We start from the raw sequence: 18,452 nt of genomic DNA, 5'->3' as shown, positions 1-18,452 counted from the left end.
ACGACCTTGCTGTCCGGTTTTATATTATTTTGTAGAAAATTAAGCTACTATGGTAAAATGTGTCCGTAGCCTATTACCCATCCATAGTTTTTTTAATAAGTACGTATTATCATTCCGCTACATTGGGAGTCGCTTATGTCATGACTATGAATTCCCCTATGTCACAGTATATTATTATTGTCATTATTTCAGGCGTTCTTAGCGTGCTGCTTGCCATATATGCTTATTACAACAAGACTAAATTTTCGGGTATGAGCGTGTTTATGTGGATGACCGCTCTATCAGCCGTATACACCTTTGCTTTCGCATTTGAGCTTGCCAGCGATTCGCTTCAAGAAATCCGCTTTTGGTTAAACATTGAATATATAGGCATGCCCTTTATCGCTCCTTGCAGCCTCCTGCTCATCATGCACTATGTTGGGCTAAATAAATTCAATACGTTCAAAAAATCATGGGTCTTATTCGTTATTCCTGCCATAACGCTGCTCATGGTCACTACCAACGAATATCATAATCTCTTTTATAAAAACTTATATTTGCGGCCTCATGTTGCTACAACAGTGGTGGATGTAGTGCCTGGCATCTGGTATTACGTGCATGGCGGATACACTTTTGGATCTATGCTCGCCAGCTTGTTTATATTGGCGCGTCATTGGCAGAAGACAAAATCCATTTATCGCAAGCAAATGCTCACACTGGCAGTAGGCATTTCGCTCCCTATGTTAGGGGCGCTTATGTATGTGCTTGGTCAAACCCCGCTTGGGATGGACCCTGTTCCGATTCTTATGTGTGTGACATCCATATTGTATGTCACATCCATATTCTCGACTGCGCTGCTGACCGTTGCTCCTATCGCGCGGGAACATATTTTTGAGAGCATGCGTGACGGCGTTCTCGTTCTTAATTTAGAAAATCAAATCATGGACTTTAATGGCGCAGCCACAACAATTATTCCTGCGCTTACTCCTTTAGCGATTGGCCAGAAGCTGGATCACATTTGGAAGCGCGGAGCCGAATCAGGCGCCTTTTCCTTCGGAATGGACGAAACCGGAGAGTACGAGCAGGAGTTCAAATGGATTCGAGGCGGGGAAACGTTCTACTACCGGATAAGAGCCTCCAACCTATTAAAGCCAAATGGCCAGCTTGCTGGCAGAACCATCGTGATGATCGATGTGACGGAGTATACACTGCTTCAGAATAAGCTGCGCCATCTCGCGGAAATTGATGGGCTTACTTCTATTTATAATCGAACCTTCTTTATGGAAAAAAGCAGACAGTTGCTTTCCTCTGCCCATCAAACGAAGCAGCCGCTTTCGTTTATTTTGATTGATATCGATTATTTCAAACAAATCAACGACCGTTATGGGCATAGCTTAGGCGATTTTGCATTACAGCATGTCGTAATGATTTGCCAGCAAACGCTCCCTGCTGATGCCTTATTCGGACGTTATGGCGGAGAAGAGTTCGCTATAAGCTTGCCGAATACATCACTTGTACAAGCTGGTCAAATCGCTGAGCAGCTACGTGCAGCCATTGCCGGAAATCCGCTCTACAGCGCGGCTAGAGCGATATCCATAACCGCTAGCTTCGGGGTCGCTGAGGCAAAATCCGCCGATGTTCCGCTTGAAGCGCTATTAAGTGAAGCAGACGTGGCACTCTACCAATCCAAGCATAGCGGAAGAAACGCTGTGCATTTGTCCAATCAGGACCGTGTACATGCAATTCAACAAAAATAACCATACTAGCATGAAAGAGATAGGTGGGATGACCTCATGTTTAAGCTTGCTGCCTTACGCGACAAATTGCGTTTTCGGCCAAGTCCTCCTCAAGTGATGACCTTCGGGTTTATATTCATTATATTGATTGGCGCCCAGCTCTTATCGCAGCCTATATCTTATTCGAATGACGTTTCGCTTTCTTATCTGGACGCTTTGTTTATGTCCACCAGCGCAATTTGCGTAACAGGACTTACTGTATTAAATCCCGGCACTCATTTTTCCACATTCGGTCAGGTTGTCATCATCGCATTAGCCCAAATCGGCGGATTAGGTTTTATGACGATGGCAACCTTATTTGCTTTGCTGTTTCGCAAGCGCATTTCGTTTCGGGAGCGGCTCGTGCTGCAAGAATCCATGAACTATGGTTCGACAGAAGGCATCGTACGCATGATTCGTAAAGTTCTACTCTACGCTCTAGTCATCGAGTTAACCGGAGCGGTACTGCTTAGCAGCTATTTCATGCTGGAAATGCCGGTCGGGAAGTCGATTTATTTTGGCATTTTCCATAGTATTTCTTTTTTCAACAATGCTGGCTTTGATTTGTTTTCCCAATTTCCCGAACGGGCAAGCAGTCTTATCCATTACGTGGAGGACCCGTTCGTTAATATCGTATCGATGCTGTTGATCTTTTTTGGCGGAATCGGGTTTATCGTTATATCAGAACTTGTGAACTATCCAAAAAATAGAAAGCTCAGCTTACATAGCAAGGTCGTTTTGTCTGTTACCGGCCTTCTTACCGCAGTTGGCGCGATTGTTATATTTGCCTTGGAGTTTTCCAATTCCAGCACGCTTCACCCGCTATCCGCAATCGGAAAAATTCTTGGCGCCTTGTTCCAATCAGTTACAGCTCGTTCAGCTGGTTTAAGTACGGTTGATCCCAGCATGCTGCGAGAGGTTACACAGTTTTTCATCATTCTGCTTATGTTTATCGGTGCGGGCCCTGGCTCAACGGGCGGCGGTATTCGTGTAACGACCTTCGCTATTCTCATTGGAGCAATCGTTGCGATGATGAGGGGAAAAGAAGATGTCGTGATGTTCCGTTATCGCATATCCAAAAACCAAATTCATCAAGCGATTATGTTCACCATGATTGCGTTCTCGATTATTTGCGGGGCGACCATGCTCCTCTCCATTACGGAGACAGGGTCTTTTCTTGCCATATTGTTTGAAGCGACCTCTGCCTACTGTACGGTTGGCATGTCAGCAGGTTTAACGAGCCACTTGAGTGAAATAGGAAAAATTATTATTATTTTGCTTATGTTTGTCGGACGGCTAGGGCCTGTCACATTGGCTTTCGCGCTTAACACTCGTTCCAAAAAAGAGCTCTACCGTTACCCTGAAGGCAAGATCACGATTGGTTAGGCTCGCATTTGCATCAATAATCTAGTGAATGATACGATAGCTAAAGGCTAGTTGTTCCGGAAGGCTACTAAAGGAGTTAACGTCATCATGATTAAAAATTCACATAACGAGTCGATACTGGAATCTCGTGAGGAATGGCGCAATAGCAGTAAACGAGTGCTGATCGTGACTGCGGTTGATGCCGAGCGCGATGCGGTTCTTCGCGGGCTAGATGGGTTAAACCGTGTCGACGTCATAACAGCTGGAGTAGGCGCAGCATCGGCGGCAGCACGCACAGCGGCGTACTTAACTGCTGCAGCGGAATCCTACGATTTGGTCATAAGCGCTGGCATTGGCGGCGGTTTTGTCGGAAAAGCAGAGATAGGCTCATTAGTCGTTGCCGATCTCATTGTAGCTGCTGACCTAGGGGCCGAGACGCAGGATGGTTTCCTTAGCTTGGACGAGCTGGGGTTCGGTTCAGCACGTATTGCCGTAAGCACGACATGGAATGATCGTTTGTATACTGCTATTCAATCAGCGGGCTTATCGGTGTGCAGCGGCGCTATTCTTACCGTTACAACAGCAACAGGTACGGCTGAGACCACTGCTGCGCTAAGCAAGCGAATCAGCGGCGCGTCTGCGGAAGGAATGGAAGGCCATGGCGTTGCAGTAGCTGCATCCGCACTTGGTATTCCAGTTACTGAAATTCGCGCGATATCCAATGCGGTTGGACCGCGGGATCGCTCCGCGTGGCGCATTGGAGAAGCATTAGCCTCATTAGAAGCAGCTAGTAAAGCCATACGGGAGGTTTTTTAAAATGAATATCGCTTATTCACCCTGTCCAAATGATACTTTTGTTTTCCATGCTTGGGCGCACGGGCTTATTCCAGGTGCACCTGAGCTGGACGTTACCTATGCCGATATCGATATTACGAACAATTGGGCAGCAAAAGGCAAAGGGCCCGAAGTCATGAAAATATCCTACGCTGCACTCCCGTGGGTATTGGAAGATTATAAACTCCTACCTTGTGGAGGCGCGCTGGGCAGAGGCTGCGGACCGCTCGTATTAACTGCCGGAGAAATAAAAAGTGCTGCGGATCTAGCAGGCAAACGAGTAGCTGTACCAAGTGAGCGCTCAACCGCTTATCTGTTATTCCGACTATGGGCGGCTCAGCATATTCCGAACGGGGATCTCGAAATTGTCGTCATGCCCTTCCACGAAATTATGCCTGCCGTTCGCGATGGTCAAATCGATGCGGGACTCGTTATTCATGAAGCCCGCTTCACTTATCCCACATATGGACTCAGCTTGCTGACTGATCTAGGCAGCTGGTGGGAATCAGACACAGGCTTGCCTATTCCGCTTGGGGCCATCATCGCTAAGCGCTCATTGGACACAGATGCGATTACCAATTGGGTTCGCGAATCCGTTGAATATGCATGGGCTAATCCCGAGGAATCTCGCCCCTATATTATGATGCATGCGCAGGAGCTCTCGCCAGACGTTGCGCAGGCGCATATCGATTTATACGTCAATGAGTTTACTGGAAACCTTGGTGACGACGGGTATGCCGCGATAACTGCCCTGCTTGGCCGTGCTGCTGAAGAAGGGCTCGTCCCAAGCTTCGACTTGTCGCTGCTGCGCTAGCGCAAAGCTATTTAGAAACGAAGGCTTCGCAGCAGACCCGCTCCCATCTACACTGCATTTTCTTGCAATGTAGCGACTCATCTGCAGCCTGCTTGTGAGCTGCACTTTTTGCAGCAAAATGAACAACAAAACCCCCAATTCCGACGAATTGGGGGTTTTCTATTATGATGGCTTCAACAGAGCAAAAGCACTGCCTTACTTTTCACTAGCCTTGTTTTCGCACGCGAACCGATCTGTTTAGTCCGCACTAAAAAAAGAGGCTGCACCTAAAGTAGAAAAATCTACGATAGGAGCATCCTCTTCTTTTACAGCCACACTTTGATCTTACTTGCTGGAATCCTTTTCTATAACCTTAGCGGGCCAAACGGGTCCGCAGAAGAATCTTCATCTGCTTCGACAAAGCGCTTAAGCGCAAACAGTTTATTCTCCCAATAACGCTCATAATAGGCCAGCCATCGCTTCAGCTCAAGGAGAGGCTCAGGGTCAAGCCGGTAACGTGTTTCCCGTCCAACCTTCCTATCCTTCACAAGTCCAGCATCCGCCAAAACACGCAAATGCTTCGAAACCGCCGTACGGCTCATCGTGAAATGACCGCTTATAACGGTAACCGGAAGCTCCTCATCCCCAAGCAAATGCAGCAGCTTGCGACGCGTTGGGTCAGCAATAGCCTGAAACACATCATGCTTTGGTGCGGGCTCAGCCATATCAGGCCTCTACATAAGTGCTAAGTTTCTGAACAAGACCAACCCAGCCGCCTGACATGCGATCACGAACCTCTGCATGCGACTGTCCGAATTCCGTAACTTTGTTCGCATCCCAGCCAGAGTGAACAAGGGTAATTTCCGTTTTACCTTCCAAATCAGACAATTCAAAGCTGAGCGACCAATCCTTGCCCCATTCAAAGGCAAGGCGCGTCGGCGGTTCAAGTACGGTTACTTTACAAGGGGAATTTCCGAAAGGCCCCGCTTCCAAATGAAATTCATAACCGAGCTCCGCTTGAAAATTGTTCGGCATAAACCATGCGGCAATCCCCTCGGATGTTGCGACAGCATTCCATACTTTTTGAATCGGCGCGTTAAGTACCAGTGTTTGTTTAATATCCGGCAGCGTATTGTTTTCCAACTCATGACCTCCATTAAATGTATCTTGGCAGTTAATAGACAACAATATGAAACCATTTGGTTTCGTAACGAAATTATATAACACCTTTTGGTTGCACGTCAAATAGGTAAACCAAGCCAATCGCTAGTTTACCCATTTAATCTTCCTTTATTTCATATCGTAGTATAGAACCTGCCTTAATTCATGAAGCGAGCCAAACGACTGCTTACTTTAAACTAAACACGCATGTCGAACGTCCGATCTGAATTTGCCACTTGCCCTATCGAAACTTTTGGCGCTACTGCGCTGACAGCTTCCTCGGAAGGAGCAGCCGAAGCAGCGCTTGTCTTCCCCTTCTGCTTTAAAATCTCCTGCTCCAGTTGCTGAATCTGCTGCTGAATAACCTGCGCTTTCTTGTCCTTGGTCGCTTGGTCATCCTTGCTGTCATTCACTTTTTTCAGCTCTGCCTGCAGGCTTGTCACCTGCTTCTCCAAGCTTGATGTATCGGTTGTGACCGCTGAATAGGATACTTTGCTGCCGCTCGTTACAGATGATAGGTTCATCGTTTACTTCCTCTCTATGCTCGCTTTACCTTTGAAAGCCAAGCATACAGAAAAATAATGAACACCATATGAACGAGCGGCAGTACTGAATTGTTTAACTCAATTTTAACGTTGTAAACGATGTAATGTGTCTTTCTGTAACTTCCTACGCCAATGTTAATGTCTCTTGTCTATCTCTGAGCGTCCACTGCCTGTTACATTTCTTGTGCTTATGCCTTCGTCATCGCTTCCGCCCATTTGCCGCCTACCAGCTTCCCGTTAGAGAAAGCCGCGGTGCGAGCTGGAGCATAAGCCAGCGCATGCTTCGCATTCAGCGCAGCCACCAGCATAAAGCTGGCAGGATCGCCTGCCTTGGGTGCAAGCGTCCCCGCGGAAATAAGCGGATAGGTTTGCAGCAGCTCGTCATCAAGTATCCAGCCGAATTTTTCTGCCAGCTTCGCACCTCTTGCTAGCAAATCGCCGTTGCCGAAAGGGCTCCAAGCATCGAGAATATTATCCGAGCCGACGTGTACGCGAACGCCTTCTGCTACAAGCTGATCTACGCGAGGCATTGGTCTATCGAGTGGAACGCTCGTAATGATCGCTACGTCATTTGCCTTAAGCTGCTGAGCGAGCTCTTTAGACTCTCCTTCGCTCACTTGCCCTAAGCAATACGCATGGCTGACTGCTGTTCTTCCGCCTTTATTCGCTTGTGCCGTCAGTTCAGCAAAGCGGCTTATCGTATATAGACCTAAGTGGCCGGGATCATGCAAGTGAAGGTCAACGCCCGCATTAAACTCTGCACTAAGCTCAAACATAGCTTCAAGACTCCGATCGACTTTGCGATCAAGCCCCGCCGGATCAACACCGCCGACATATTCGGCTCCAGCACGCATAGCTTCCTTCATCACCTGCAAGGAATCGGATCGAAGCAAACCCTGCTGCGGGAATGCAACGATCTCCATTTCCATAACTCCACGGTACTCTTCCCGCACCGTTAGCACATCCTCCAAATGTGAGATGCCGAGCTCTGGATCAACATCTACATGCGTCCGGATTTTGGTGGTGCCATGGCTGAGGAGCAAATCGATTAGACGACGCGCACGTTCGGCTGCCGTAGTCGGCAGTGAAGCCAGCATGGACTTCTCAAACGCCAATTGTCCGGGCAATGTGATAAAAGGCTGCAGCGATTTCCACGGCTCACCCAAAAAATGTTTGTCCAAATGGATATGCATATCGGTCGTCGCCGGCAAATACTGCAATCCCTCAGCATCCCTTACGCTACCCGTGTTCACGCCAGCAGAATCATTATTGCTTGGCGTTATTTTTGAAATCGTACCCTTCTGCAAGTCTAGTGTCATATCAAATAAACGATCATTAATAAGAACTCGATTTAGTTGTGTGATGTTCATTTCTTCCACCCTCTGCCATTTTATTGGATTAATATGTGCCTAGTTAGGCTGTTATCATACGAGCATCTTGTATTTATAGGACATTCTATATCAACGCTTAGGCTTGTAAAAAACCTTGCAAGCTGCTCGTGACACGAGTCTCTGCCACCTTAACACCACGTTTCCATACCGTTCTCTGCTCCGGCTTACCGAGCAGAATGTCCCGTTCGGACGGTTCTGCAAATAACACCATATCTGCTTCTGAACCCAGCTGCAGTCCATAGCTCTTGATCCCAAGCGCTCTTGCGGCTCCCACTGTCAGCATCTTAATCAATTGGCGAGCATCGCCTTCACCACCCATATATGCGGTTGTAGCAAGCAGCCATGCGATCTCCAGCGGATCGGCTTTGCCAAACGGAGTAAACGGGTTGCGTATATTGTTAACGCCAACAACAACGTTCACCCCCTTCTCAAGCAGCATACCTACCGGCGTTAGCCCGCGCCGCTGCTTCTCCTGATCACCTCTGCCGCCAATAAACAGGTCGGTGGCCGGCAGTGTCATGATATGAAGATCGGCTTCCTTAATCAGATCAGCAACAACTTCCGCTTGCCTGCGTTCCAGCGAACCGAGCGAGGTTACATGCCCTGCGGAGACAAGGCCTTGCATCCCTGCTGCAATCGTTCTGTCAGCAATTTTAACAATTGCAAGCTGTTCGGGGTTATCCGAGAAATCAGCGTGAAAATCGATCGGTTTGCCGCATTTCTCCGCAAGTTCGAATACATACTGCAGGTGCGCTTCAAGGTTATCATCCTGATACGTAATGCCGCCTACCACATCGCCTCCGGAACGCATGGCCGCATCCATGAGTTCTGCCGTACCTGGACTTTTGAATATGCCCTCTTGAGGAAACACTACAATTTGCATATCAAGGGCGTGCTTCACCTTCTCCTTCAGCTCAAGCACAGCCTCAAAGGCTGTCAAACCAAGGATAGGATCAACCTCCACATGGCAGCGCATATGCGTGACACCGCTGCGAATCGCTTCACGAATAACAGCAAGCGAACGCGACTTCATATCTGCCGGGGTGAAGTCATGCTTCATATCCGCGGTCATGCGAATCGCCCCAGATAAAGAGGCTGCTTCCTGAGTCATTCGCGAGAGCAGACAAGACTTTTCCAAATGAATATGTGGCTCTACAAAACCCGGCAGCAGCATCCCGCCAGCAGCGAGCTCTATGAGCTGTGCTTCGGGTACACATTCGCTCCCGCTTGGCGCTAGATACTCGATCTTTCCCTGCTGCACTCCAATATCCATGAGCCTTGTTTCATTCTGTAAACGAACTTGTGTGAGAAGTAAATCCAGCATTGTCCTCACCTCCGATTATCATGTGGACGATGAGACAAACCTTGCGGAGAGGCTCACCCATCAGTTGTTGTTTGGCATGTAAACCCTTGAAAAGAGCATACCTGCTTGCCTACGAACTGTCATTGTACGTTCAATACAAATCTTAATTATATTTTTAGATGAAACGTCTAACATAATCTTTACAGCATTCTTGAATACTGCTAGCTTTTATATCAGGAACTAAACCGGAGAGGGATGAATAAGAATGCTGCTCGAACAATTGCTGTTACACCCAATATTTTCTGGATCAACGGTCATTGCAGGCCACAGCGGCTTATCCCGTGTCGTTGAAACCGTTAATATTATGGATGCCCCCGACATCATTCATTTCTTAAAGCCTGGCGAGCTGCTGCTTACAAACGGCTACTTTATGAAGGAAAATCCTGAAGCTCTACTCGATCTGATATTGAAGATGAATCAATTGAAATGCTCTGGCCTGGCGGTAAAGACGAGACGTTTTGCCCTCGACATTCCCCAAGAGATCAAGGATGCGGCCGATCGTATCCCGTTTCCGATTATCGAAATCTCTTCGGTTGAACATTCGCTCGGAGAAATCTTGCAGCGCTCGACCAGCGTTATTTTAGATAATAAAAATGATGAACTGCAGCATTCGCTGACCGTCCACAAACAATTTGCTTCAATGATCATGAAAGGAAACGGTATTCCCGAAATTGTAACTGCCCTTACGCAGCTGCTTCACTCGCCTGTTGTGCTGCTTAACAGCAAGCTGCAGGTTACGTCTCACTCGCATCACTTCAAGCTGCCTAAGTTTCTGCCTCTCGTATCAGCAGTCGAAACCATTCTAAGCAGCCGGCCCTCTCTTCAAACTGCAGCACACCACTGCTTGCTTGATCCCGCTTTACACGAATACCGCCATGTAGCGATCTATCCGATATTCACCTATAGGCATGAGGGTTATTTGATTACCTTTCAGCCAAAACAAGCCCCATCAAACCAACATGACTTAACGCTAGAGCAGGCCTCGAACGTCATAGGCATGGAGATGTCGAAGCTGCAGGCGGTAAAGGAGCGTTCACGTCGGTACAAAAATGAATTTTTCTCCGATTTAATTGATGGTTTTATCGGTTCTGAACAAGAGGCTTTGCATCGCGGCAAAAAATACGGCCTTAAGCAAAAAGGGAAATATCTGCTTTTAGCTGCAAAGAAGGATGAGCAGACAAATCCTAGAGAGAGCCAAACAACTAATGCTGCGGCTCTGTTCGACGAGCGCCTGATCTCTGAGCGGGATGTGCAATATGAGCTGATTAAGCGCCATTTTTCCTTGCTGGGTGAAGTGTTTGTTATGTTTACCAAAAATGATTTGTTTGGGATGCTCTTGTTCATTCAAGAGTCCAAGTGGGAGGAGGATACGTTCCTCAAGCATTTATCCGCTATGACGTCTTTGCTGTTTGAGCAATCCCAGCTTAGCATCTCGCTTGGCGTCGGCAATCCGGTTACTAACGTACTTGATATCGGGCTGTCGTATAATGAGGCAGTCAAAGCGCTGCAAATCGGTTACCAAATGAAAAAAACGAGGTTTGTTCAGTCCTATCAATCCAAGGATATCAGCTATCTCTTCCGTATGATTCCCGATGACGAGCTGAAGCAGTTTTACGAGGAAACGTTTCAGTGCTTCTCTTCTATTGATGAAGCCGAGCAAAAGGAGCTGACGCGGACGCTGAATATGTATTACGATACACAATGCCAGCTCGTCGAAACGTCTAAACGGCTTTTTGTGCACCGCAATACGGTTATTTATCGATTGGACAAATGCGAGAAGCTGATGGGCATCAAGCTCAAAGATCCCACTGAAAGCCTTCGCTTCCGTATCGCCTTCGCTATCGAGCCGCTATTGCGAATAGATCCTAGTCGTTAGAAAGTTAGAAATAAAAAAAGGGACGATCCCCGGCCGCATTGCGCCCTAGAGAAAGTCCCTTCTAAACTACAGCTATTCTAAATTCGCATGATTGCCATACATCGCTTGTCCGCTTAACGCCTGCTTCTCCATCAATCGCAAAATAATAGCGTCGCATACAATCAGCAGCATTTGCTCAAATAATGAGCCCATCGGCTGAATCGTAGCCGCTTCATTCGCTGCCTGATCCTTCGGGGCGCCAGGCAGCTTGACGACGATGTCAGCCAAATTGCCGATCGTCGATGCCGGCGAGAGGGTTAACGCGCCTACCGCAGCTTCCAAGCTTCGCGCTTTCTCCGCCATCGGCACCAGCGATTTTGTCTCGCCAGAGCCGGAGCCAATTAGAAGCAAATCACCTTTGCTCAAGCTGCGCGTAACCGTCTCACCAACGACATACACATCCAAGCCGAGATGCATCAGTCTCATCGCGAACGCCCGCATCATCAGTCCCGAGCGGCCAGCTCCTGCCACGAATACGCGTCTTGCCGAGCCAACAGCTTCAGAAAACAGCTCCAATTGATCCTCTGACAGCTGACCCGAGGCTTGATTCAGCTCCTGCATGATAGCAGCTAGATTATTCTCTTTTGGCATCCTTCGAATTAACCTTGCTTAATCAATTGCTGCATTTCGGCAGCTGCTGCTTTAATATCGGCTTGTCCCGTAATGCCGCCGCCTACGATGACAAGATCAGGACCAGCAGCGATAACTTCCGGCAAGGTGTTCAGCTTAATGCCGCCTGCCACAGCTACCTTCGCATTTTTTACCACTGCTTTAATAGTGCGCAAGTCCTCGAAGGAGTTCTGACCAGCCGCTTGCAGATCGTAGCCCGTATGAACACAAATATAATCAACGCCGAGTGCATCGACTTCAGCCGCACGCTCCGCCAAGTTTTTAACGGCAATCATATCAACCAATATTTGTTTTCCTTGTTTCTTCGCTTCATCGACGGCACCCTTGATGCTCGCATCCTCTGCAACACCAAGAATTGTTACGATATCCGCACCAGCCTCAGAAGCTTTCATCACTTCGTAGCCGCCTGCGTCCATGATTTTCAAATCCGCAAGTACGGTCAGGTTAGGAAAAGCTTCCTTAAGCGCTTTGACCGCATGCAAGCCTTCATTGATTACGATTGGCGTACCAATTTCCACGACATCTACATAAGATTCAACCTGCTTCACAACTTCAATAGCCCCTTGAATATCAACAAGATCCAGCGCTAATTGCAATTTCATCTATATTCACTCCTCATAGGTTCTGTTTGTTTCACTGACAAGGCCTATTCTAGAGGATTACGGATGAAAAAAAAAGTACGCACTTTTATGTAACGTAGTACCCATTCGGGAACTATGAGCAGCCATTTCTGTCATTTTTCGTGCAGCTCAGCCGTTCTTTCTTGATGCTGCTCGCCCCATTTCGACATGACGTTCAGCAGCTCCTTCACCGTTAAGCCGTACTCTGTTAAAGAGTACTCTACCTTAGGCGGCACCTGAACATACACCTTGCGATCAATGATCGCGTCTTCCTCTAATTCTCGCAGCTGCTGCGTAAGCATTTTTTGGGTAATGGCCGGCATCTCCCGCTTCAGCTCGCCAAATCGATGCGTTCCTGCAGTCAAATGACAAAGAATAACTGGCTTCCATTTCCCGCCTATGACTTTCAAAGTCAACTCTACAGTTTCTTTAAAATGCTGATCTCCCAATGTGAGCGGCTCCTTTCGTCAAAACATTATACAAATCTACATATACAATCACTACGCTGCCCGTCTAATTCACCAGAAAATCGCATGATAACTGGCATTATGAGAAAGCGCCATCATCATTCTGTCCTATTTTCAAATTTAAAGTTGGTACTTGCAATCCTTAGAATATAGCTCAATAATAAGACACAACGTAGTAAATTCCTTGTTATGAGGATATCATATCTATGCCGCTTCACACGAATCAAGCAATCTACAATGAATTGAGGAGAGATAATCATGGAATTAAAAAATAGATCAGCTATCATTACCGGCGCAGGAAAAGGCATCGGCAAAGCGATTGCTGTTGCTTTAGCTGCAGAGGGTGTCAACCTTGGCATCATTGCTCGTACAAGCGCCGACTTGGAAGCATTGAAAGATTCCCTTTCAAGCACTTACGGGGTTAAGGTTTTCATTGCAACTGCTGATATCGCTGTTAAATCGGATGTCGATCAAGCGATTGCATCACTCAAAGAGAGCTTAGGCTCCATCGATATTCTAATTAACAATGCAGGAATCGGTACGTTCGGCACACTGCTTGAAATGGATCACGAGCAGTGGGAGCGTATCATCCAAACGAATGTGCTCGGAACCTACTATGTAACTCGTGCTGCACTTCCAACTATGCTGGAGCAAAGCGGCGGAAGCATCATCAATATCGCTTCTACGGCTGGCGAACGCGGTTTTGCAACCGGCTCCGCTTACTGTGCTTCCAAGTTTGCTGTCATGGGCATGACTGAGGCGCTTATGCAAGAAGTCCGCAAATCCAATATTCGTGTAACTGCCCTAACGCCAAGCACAGTCAACACAGAGCTTGCTTCAAACGCTGGCCTGAAGATTGGTGACGAGGATCGCATGATGCAAGCTGAGGATATGGCTGCGCTGGTTCTTGCAACGTTGAAGCTGCCTGACCGCGTTTTTATTAAAGCCGCAGGAATCTGGACAACAAACCCACAATAATAGACTTAAGCATATTGCCCCACGCCCTTGCTGGCGCTGGGGTTTTAAACTATCCGTACAGCAGCATCCCGCTGTGCGCTACATGGGAGGTAAATTCAACGATGTCTATACACAATATTCCCTTTTCGATATTAGATCTTGCACCAATCGTAACCGGCAGCTCGCCCGCTCATTCGTTCCGCAACACACTTGAGCTAGCCCAGCACGCTGATAAATGGGGCTACAATCGGTTCTGGCTGGCAGAGCATCATAATATGCCCGGCATCGCAAGCTCAGCCACTTCAGTTGTTATCGGCTACGTAGCTGCTGGAACAGAAAAAATCCGCGTGGGCTCTGGCGGCATTATGCTTCCGAATCACGCACCGCTCGTCATTGCCGAACAGTTCGGTACGCTCGAATCCATGTATCCAGGCCGTATCGACCTTGGGCTTGGAAGAGCGCCAGGCTCTGATCAAGTGGCTGCCCGCGCGCTGCGCCGCGGACTTGGCAGCAACGGCGAGGATTTCCCAGAGCAGCTGAACGAGCTGCGCCATTACTTCCATCCCAGCGCTGAATCACGCGGCGTATTGCCAAGGGCTGTTCCCGGCGAGGGTCTAGATGTTCCGATCTGGCTGCTTGGCTCCAGCGGCTTTAGTGCACAGCTTGCTGGTCACCATGGCCTCCCGTTTGCTTTTGCCAGCCATTTTGCGCCGGATTTCCTGCTGCCCGCATTGAAGCTGTATCGCGACAACTTCCGTCCATCGGAGGTGCTGGATAAGCCATATGCGATGGTTGGCTTGAACGTCATTGTCGCTGATTCCGATGAAGCCGCTAAATTCCTAGCTACCTCTCAGGAGCAAGCCTTCCTGAACCTGATAAGAGGACGCATGGGACAGCTGAACCCGCCAGTTGACAGCATGGATGGCCTATGGAACGAGCAGGAGAAAATGATCGTTCAAAAGCAGCTCAGCTTCACCATTGCCGGCACCAAAGAAACGGTTAGGGACAAGCTGAACGCATTAATTGAACAGACTGGCGCTGACGAGTTAATTGTCGTTAGCCAAATTTATGATCAAGCGGCACGCCTTCGCTCCTATGAGCTGCTCGCTGAAATTTTTAATGAAAGCTCAGCAGCACAATAATCAAACCAAGAGCAGTATCCGAGGCGTAAAACGCTTTGGATGCTGCTTTTTCTATGCTCACCTGTACTCCCATGGATACCAGCGACAATTCTGTGGTGTAGTTTTTGGACTATTCAGCAATACTAAGTAAATCATTGTTGAAGGTGGGAGAACATGGGGCCTATATTCGCTATTTACGCCAAAGATCTTCGCAGTATTTTCCGGAACAGCGCAGCTGCCATCGTCATCGTCGGACTCGCTTTTTTGCCGTCTTTATATGCTTGGTTCAACATTGAAGCGTCTTGGGACCCATACGGCCAGACCAGTTCACTTGCTATTGCCGTCGTGAACAACGATGAAGGCGCTGTGCTGCATGGGACGCCCATCAAAGTTGGAGACGAAATTATAGCCTCCTTGAAGGAAAATAAAAAAATTGGCTGGGTGTTCGTAGAGGGCAACAAGGCCATTGAAGGCGTTAAGCACGGCGACTATTATGCCAGCATCACCATTCCGCCCGATTTTTCTGCCAAAATGGCCACAGTGCTATCGAACAATCTTCAACAAGCAGAGCTCGATTACGCGGTAAATGAGAAGATCAATGCCGTATCGCCAAAAATCGCCCAGAAGGGTGCGAGCGGCATCATTGAGCAGGTACGCGCAAGCTTCGTCAAAACCGCTAACGAAACGATTTTTCGTATATTCAATCAAATAGGCATTGAGCTCGAGGAGAACAAACCAGCGATTGAGCAGGTTCGCAGTACTGTATTCAAGCTGGAAACCTTATTTCCTCAGATTAATGACGCCGTCGCACTAGCGGTTACCGATATTGAAAAATCGAAAAAAATCGTTGCAACCGTTCAAACGGAGCTACCAAAAGCTGCCCAGCTCGCCAAGGACGGCGAAGCTTTCTCCAAGCAGCTTGGTACTTTTTTTGACCAAAGCAAATCGTCCCTCGACACGGCTGGCCCGCTGATTAAGCAGGATTTGCAGCTGCTGCTGCAAACGGCCAATTCGGTGGAGGAGCTTGTCGGCATATTACAAGATACGAATATAGATCCTGAAGTGGTAAAAAAGAGCTTGGAGCTGGCAGAGCAGCGCCTGACAAGCTCCATCATCGTCATTGATGGGATGCTGAATTTGCTCGATCGCTTGAATGATTTGGCACCAAGTAAAGTAATCGTGTCGACCATCGATCGACTAAAACAGGTGAACACAAGGTTTCAGCAGCAGCTTACGATTGTTAAGCAAATCCGGTCAGCAGTCGAAAAGGGCGAGAAGCCAGCGCAAACGCTAATTGATCGTCTCGGCACCTTATCCAAGGAAACCTCTTCGTTCTTAACGGATGTGCTAGGCCGTTATGACAGTGAAATTTTGCCGCATATCAAACAAGCAGCTGACAAAGCGAAAAAATCAGCTGCAACCGCAGAGTCCATATTAGCGGAAGCAAACAAGGTCATTCCGAGTGCTGCATCCATCGTAAGCGACGCCGCTAAGGGACTAGAGCTTGGCGGCAAGGAAATGGCCAACATTCAAAAAAACTTACCCGCAGCAGAGCAAAAAATCAGAGGGCTCGCACAGCGGATTCGTGACTTGGAGAAGGAAGGCAATTTAAATGAGCTTGTTGATTTGCTCAAAAATGACGCCGAACGCGAGGGTGCTTTTTTCGCTGAGCCGGTTATATTGAAGGAGAACCGCCTATATCCGATACCGAATTACGGTTCAGCCATGTCCCCATTTTTCACAACGTTATCGCTATGGGTTGGTGCGCTGCTGCTCGTTTCACTGCTTAGTGTGGACGTCCATTCGACAGCAGAAACCGCATACCGCAGCTATCACGTCTATTTTGGGCGTTACCTAACCTTCCTTACGATTGCGATTGTACAGTCGCTGCTTGTTACGATCGGCGATATATGGCTGCTAAAGGCTTATGTCGCCGACAAAATATGGTTTGTGCTGTTTGGCGTTATTTTGAGCGCGGTGTTCATGTTGATTGTGTACACGCTTGTATCCGTATTTGGCAATGTCGGCAAGGCGATGGCTATTGTTCTGCTCGTGCTTCAGCTTGCAGGATCTGGCGGCACGTTCCCAATTCAAGTTACACCGCCATTTTTTCAAGCGATTCACCCCTTCCTGCCCTTCACCTACGCGATCAGCATGATGCGCGAAGCGGTGGGCGGTATCTTATGGGATATCGTTGCCAGAGATTTAATTGCTCTTGCCCTTTTTGCTGGTGCTGCACTGCTGATTGGCCTAGCTCTGAAGAAATGGATTAACCGCTATTCTACCAAAATGCTGGAAAAAGCAAAGCAGAGCGGATTAATTCACTAGTAAAACATTTGACTAGCCCCCTTTTTCTATGAATAATAAAATAAACAATAGAAAAACGATCTTGGGTTAGGAGGCAATTATATGTCCATGGTTCCGCAAATATTGGAGTTTAATAAGAAATTTGTAGAGGAAAAACAATATGAAGCCTATTTGACTGACAAATTTCCCGATAAGAAGATTGCAGTCCTTACTTGTATGGACACTAGACTTGTAGAGCTTCTGCCAAAAGCATTAAATTTAAAAAATGGCGATGCCAAATTTATTAAAAATGCTGGCGCCATTCTGACTCAGCCGTTCGGAAGCGCGATGCGCAGTATCCTCATCGCCGTGTACGAGCTTGGGGCTCGCGAGGTTCTCGTTATTGGCCATCACGGCTGCGGTATGACCAACCTCAATACAGAAGGCATGGTCAGCAAATTCCAAGATCACGGCATCGATCCGCTTGCCATTGAAACGCTCGAAAATTCAGGCATACGCATGGATAAATTTTTGCGGGGCTTCGCAAGTTCCGAAGAAGGCGTCATGCACAGCGTCAAATTGATTCGTAAGCATCCTCTCTTCCCAAAAGCCATTCCAGTTCACGGCTTTATACTCGACCCCGAAACGGGCGCTCTGGAGCTTCTCGTTCAGGATTATCAAGCAGAGTAATTGAACCATCAGCAAAGAATACAAAAAACGGTTGTCCTTTCAGCTGAATCAGCCAATAGGACAACCGTTTTTTTATTTTATCGCAATGTAGATATCGACTTCGGCATTCGCAGGGTCAAATGTCCGGCCGTCATACAGCTCGTAATCGCCGCCATAAGTGCGCTCAATAGACGAATGCTCAAAAAACGCCCAAATCTCGCCCCATGCTTGCGCTACAACCTCATAAACGGGACCCTTCTTCGTTTTAAAAACCATAAATTTAGCCTCTGGAACCGTCGCTTGCTCTAGTCCATCCGGCAGCTCGACTTGTGCATCTGCACCCTCATGCCCAATAAGCACCGTATAGGCACCACTAGCATCACTTTCATAATCCGTATACAGCGCATAGATAAGATGACCGTTATTCACCTGTGCTCGTTCTGAGATACCGCTCGTGAAATAAGAATCCCATAGACTGGACAAAAGTCCGTTTGCTCCCGCTTCCTGGGCATTCGTCGTGCGCGTTGTTACCCCTATAAGCGTAACTGCTGGTTTTACTGCAATGGTATCATTCATCTGCT

General features: G+C 47.8%; 18 protein-coding genes. 9 read left to right on the top strand and 9 right to left on the bottom strand.

Going from position 1 to position 18,452, the window contains the following annotated elements; genetic code table 11:
* Nucleotides 1-140: 140 nt before the first annotated feature.
* From AC1DOV_RS17185 to AC1DOV_RS17170, 4 genes are all read left to right on the top strand, one after another.
* On the top strand, nt 141-1,736 hold the full coding sequence (locus tag AC1DOV_RS17185) for a histidine kinase N-terminal 7TM domain-containing diguanylate cyclase (RefSeq protein ID WP_477550561.1): 1,596 nt from the start codon (nt 141-143) through the stop codon (nt 1,734-1,736).
* A gap of 36 nt (nt 1,737-1,772) precedes the next feature.
* Nucleotides 1,773-3,140, top strand: a complete 1,368-nt coding sequence (locus AC1DOV_RS17180; RefSeq protein WP_477550560.1) for a TrkH family potassium uptake protein — start codon at nt 1,773-1,775, stop codon at nt 3,138-3,140.
* Between the two features lie 87 nt (nt 3,141-3,227).
* On the top strand, nt 3,228-3,935 hold the full coding sequence (locus AC1DOV_RS17175; protein ID WP_477550559.1) for a futalosine hydrolase: 708 nt from the start codon (nt 3,228-3,230) through the stop codon (nt 3,933-3,935).
* Nucleotide 3,936: 1 nt separating this feature from the next.
* Nucleotides 3,937-4,767 (top strand): 1,4-dihydroxy-6-naphthoate synthase, encoded by an 831-nt coding sequence (locus tag AC1DOV_RS17170; protein WP_477550558.1) that lies wholly within the window; start codon nt 3,937-3,939, stop codon nt 4,765-4,767.
* A gap of 344 nt (nt 4,768-5,111) precedes the next feature.
* Here AC1DOV_RS17170 and AC1DOV_RS17165 read toward each other — a convergent pair whose 3' ends face one another.
* From AC1DOV_RS17165 to AC1DOV_RS17145, 5 genes are all read right to left on the bottom strand, one after another.
* A complete protein-coding gene (locus AC1DOV_RS17165) occupies nt 5,112-5,471 on the bottom strand; it encodes an ArsR/SmtB family transcription factor (protein WP_477550557.1) in 360 nt (119 codons plus the stop codon).
* 1 nt (nt 5,472) lies between these two features.
* Nucleotides 5,473-5,889: an SRPBCC family protein gene (locus AC1DOV_RS17160; RefSeq protein ID WP_477550556.1), complete on the bottom strand. Its 417-nt coding sequence runs from the start codon at nt 5,887-5,889 to the stop codon at nt 5,473-5,475.
* A 215-nt stretch (nt 5,890-6,104) separates the two neighbouring features.
* Nucleotides 6,105-6,431 carry a FlxA-like family protein gene (locus AC1DOV_RS17155; RefSeq protein WP_477550555.1) on the bottom strand — a complete coding sequence of 109 codons (327 nt, stop codon included), beginning with the start codon at nt 6,429-6,431 and terminating at the stop codon, nt 6,105-6,107.
* Between the two features lie 209 nt (nt 6,432-6,640).
* On the bottom strand, nt 6,641-7,822 hold the full coding sequence (locus AC1DOV_RS17150; RefSeq protein WP_477550554.1) for an amidohydrolase family protein: 1,182 nt from the start codon (nt 7,820-7,822) through the stop codon (nt 6,641-6,643).
* A gap of 97 nt (nt 7,823-7,919) precedes the next feature.
* Nucleotides 7,920-9,167: an amidohydrolase family protein gene (locus AC1DOV_RS17145; protein ID WP_477550553.1), complete on the bottom strand. Its 1,248-nt coding sequence runs from the start codon at nt 9,165-9,167 to the stop codon at nt 7,920-7,922.
* A 244-nt stretch (nt 9,168-9,411) separates the two neighbouring features.
* Between AC1DOV_RS17145 and AC1DOV_RS17140 the strand changes: the two genes are divergently transcribed.
* Complete coding sequence (locus AC1DOV_RS17140) at nt 9,412-11,082, top strand: PucR family transcriptional regulator (protein ID WP_477509496.1); 1,671 nt, start codon at nt 9,412-9,414, stop codon at nt 11,080-11,082.
* 72 nt (nt 11,083-11,154) lie between these two features.
* Here the strand turns inward: AC1DOV_RS17140 and hxlB are convergent, their stop codons facing one another.
* The 3 genes from hxlB to AC1DOV_RS17125 form a co-directional block, all read right to left on the bottom strand.
* On the bottom strand, nt 11,155-11,712 hold the full coding sequence (gene hxlB, locus AC1DOV_RS17135; RefSeq protein WP_477509497.1) for a 6-phospho-3-hexuloisomerase: 558 nt from the start codon (nt 11,710-11,712) through the stop codon (nt 11,155-11,157).
* Nucleotides 11,713-11,720: 8 nt separating this feature from the next.
* The gene (hxlA, locus tag AC1DOV_RS17130; RefSeq protein ID WP_477509498.1) at nt 11,721-12,353 is read right to left on the bottom strand and encodes a 3-hexulose-6-phosphate synthase; all 633 of its coding nucleotides are present in this window, start codon (nt 12,351-12,353) and stop codon (nt 11,721-11,723) included.
* 131 nt (nt 12,354-12,484) lie between these two features.
* Complete coding sequence (locus AC1DOV_RS17125) at nt 12,485-12,820, bottom strand: winged helix-turn-helix transcriptional regulator (RefSeq protein ID WP_441910001.1); 336 nt, start codon at nt 12,818-12,820, stop codon at nt 12,485-12,487.
* A 276-nt stretch (nt 12,821-13,096) separates the two neighbouring features.
* Here AC1DOV_RS17125 and AC1DOV_RS17120 point away from each other — a divergent pair, with 276 nt between their 5' ends.
* The 4 genes from AC1DOV_RS17120 (at nt 13,097) to AC1DOV_RS17105 (ending at nt 17,892) form a co-directional block, all read left to right on the top strand.
* Complete coding sequence (locus AC1DOV_RS17120; RefSeq protein ID WP_339205548.1) at nt 13,097-13,816, top strand: 3-ketoacyl-ACP reductase; 720 nt, start codon at nt 13,097-13,099, stop codon at nt 13,814-13,816.
* 101 nt (nt 13,817-13,917) lie between these two features.
* Nucleotides 13,918-14,937: an LLM class flavin-dependent oxidoreductase gene (locus AC1DOV_RS17115; protein WP_477550552.1), complete on the top strand. Its 1,020-nt coding sequence runs from the start codon at nt 13,918-13,920 to the stop codon at nt 14,935-14,937.
* 153 nt (nt 14,938-15,090) lie between these two features.
* On the top strand, nt 15,091-17,244 hold the full coding sequence (locus AC1DOV_RS17110; protein WP_477550551.1) for a YhgE/Pip domain-containing protein: 2,154 nt from the start codon (nt 15,091-15,093) through the stop codon (nt 17,242-17,244).
* Between the two features lie 81 nt (nt 17,245-17,325).
* Nucleotides 17,326-17,892, top strand: coding sequence for a beta-class carbonic anhydrase (locus AC1DOV_RS17105; RefSeq protein WP_477550550.1), 567 nt, complete (start codon nt 17,326-17,328; stop codon nt 17,890-17,892).
* A gap of 72 nt (nt 17,893-17,964) precedes the next feature.
* On the opposite strand, the gene AC1DOV_RS17100 is transcribed toward AC1DOV_RS17105, so the two are convergent.
* Nucleotides 17,965-18,447: a GyrI-like domain-containing protein gene (locus AC1DOV_RS17100; RefSeq protein WP_441878455.1), complete on the bottom strand. Its 483-nt coding sequence runs from the start codon at nt 18,445-18,447 to the stop codon at nt 17,965-17,967.
* Between the last annotated feature and the right edge of the window lie 5 nt (nt 18,448-18,452).

Source organism: Paenibacillus sp. 01T47 (assembly GCF_056398245.1).
The sequence above is the reverse complement of the archived record's forward strand: the minus strand, read 5'-3'. Positions and strand labels throughout refer to the sequence as shown.

What these genes read in the sequence shown, in the direction of transcription:
- AC1DOV_RS17185 (WP_477550561.1), top strand. Translation starts at nt 141, where the DNA reads ATGACTATGAATTCCCCTATGTCACAGTATATTATTATTGTCATTATT.
- AC1DOV_RS17180 (WP_477550560.1), top strand. Translation starts at nt 1,773, where the DNA reads ATGTTTAAGCTTGCTGCCTTACGCGACAAATTGCGTTTTCGGCCAAGT.
- AC1DOV_RS17175 (WP_477550559.1), top strand. Translation starts at nt 3,228, where the DNA reads ATGATTAAAAATTCACATAACGAGTCGATACTGGAATCTCGTGAGGAA.
- AC1DOV_RS17170 (WP_477550558.1), top strand. Translation starts at nt 3,937, where the DNA reads ATGAATATCGCTTATTCACCCTGTCCAAATGATACTTTTGTTTTCCAT.
- AC1DOV_RS17165 (WP_477550557.1), bottom strand. Translation starts at nt 5,471, where the DNA reads ATGGCTGAGCCCGCACCAAAGCATGATGTGTTTCAGGCTATTGCTGAC.
- AC1DOV_RS17155 (WP_477550555.1), bottom strand. Translation starts at nt 6,431, where the DNA reads ATGAACCTATCATCTGTAACGAGCGGCAGCAAAGTATCCTATTCAGCG.
- AC1DOV_RS17150 (WP_477550554.1), bottom strand. Translation starts at nt 7,822, where the DNA reads ATGAACATCACACAACTAAATCGAGTTCTTATTAATGATCGTTTATTT.
- AC1DOV_RS17145 (WP_477550553.1), bottom strand. Translation starts at nt 9,167, where the DNA reads ATGCTGGATTTACTTCTCACACAAGTTCGTTTACAGAATGAAACAAGG.
- AC1DOV_RS17140 (WP_477509496.1), top strand. Translation starts at nt 9,412, where the DNA reads ATGCTGCTCGAACAATTGCTGTTACACCCAATATTTTCTGGATCAACG.
- hxlB (WP_477509497.1), bottom strand. Translation starts at nt 11,712, where the DNA reads ATGCCAAAAGAGAATAATCTAGCTGCTATCATGCAGGAGCTGAATCAA.
- hxlA (WP_477509498.1), bottom strand. Translation starts at nt 12,353, where the DNA reads ATGAAATTGCAATTAGCGCTGGATCTTGTTGATATTCAAGGGGCTATT.
- AC1DOV_RS17120 (WP_339205548.1), top strand. Translation starts at nt 13,097, where the DNA reads ATGGAATTAAAAAATAGATCAGCTATCATTACCGGCGCAGGAAAAGGC.
- AC1DOV_RS17115 (WP_477550552.1), top strand. Translation starts at nt 13,918, where the DNA reads ATGTCTATACACAATATTCCCTTTTCGATATTAGATCTTGCACCAATC.
- AC1DOV_RS17110 (WP_477550551.1), top strand. Translation starts at nt 15,091, where the DNA reads ATGGGGCCTATATTCGCTATTTACGCCAAAGATCTTCGCAGTATTTTC.
- AC1DOV_RS17105 (WP_477550550.1), top strand. Translation starts at nt 17,326, where the DNA reads ATGTCCATGGTTCCGCAAATATTGGAGTTTAATAAGAAATTTGTAGAG.
- AC1DOV_RS17100 (WP_441878455.1), bottom strand. Translation starts at nt 18,447, where the DNA reads ATGAATGATACCATTGCAGTAAAACCAGCAGTTACGCTTATAGGGGTA.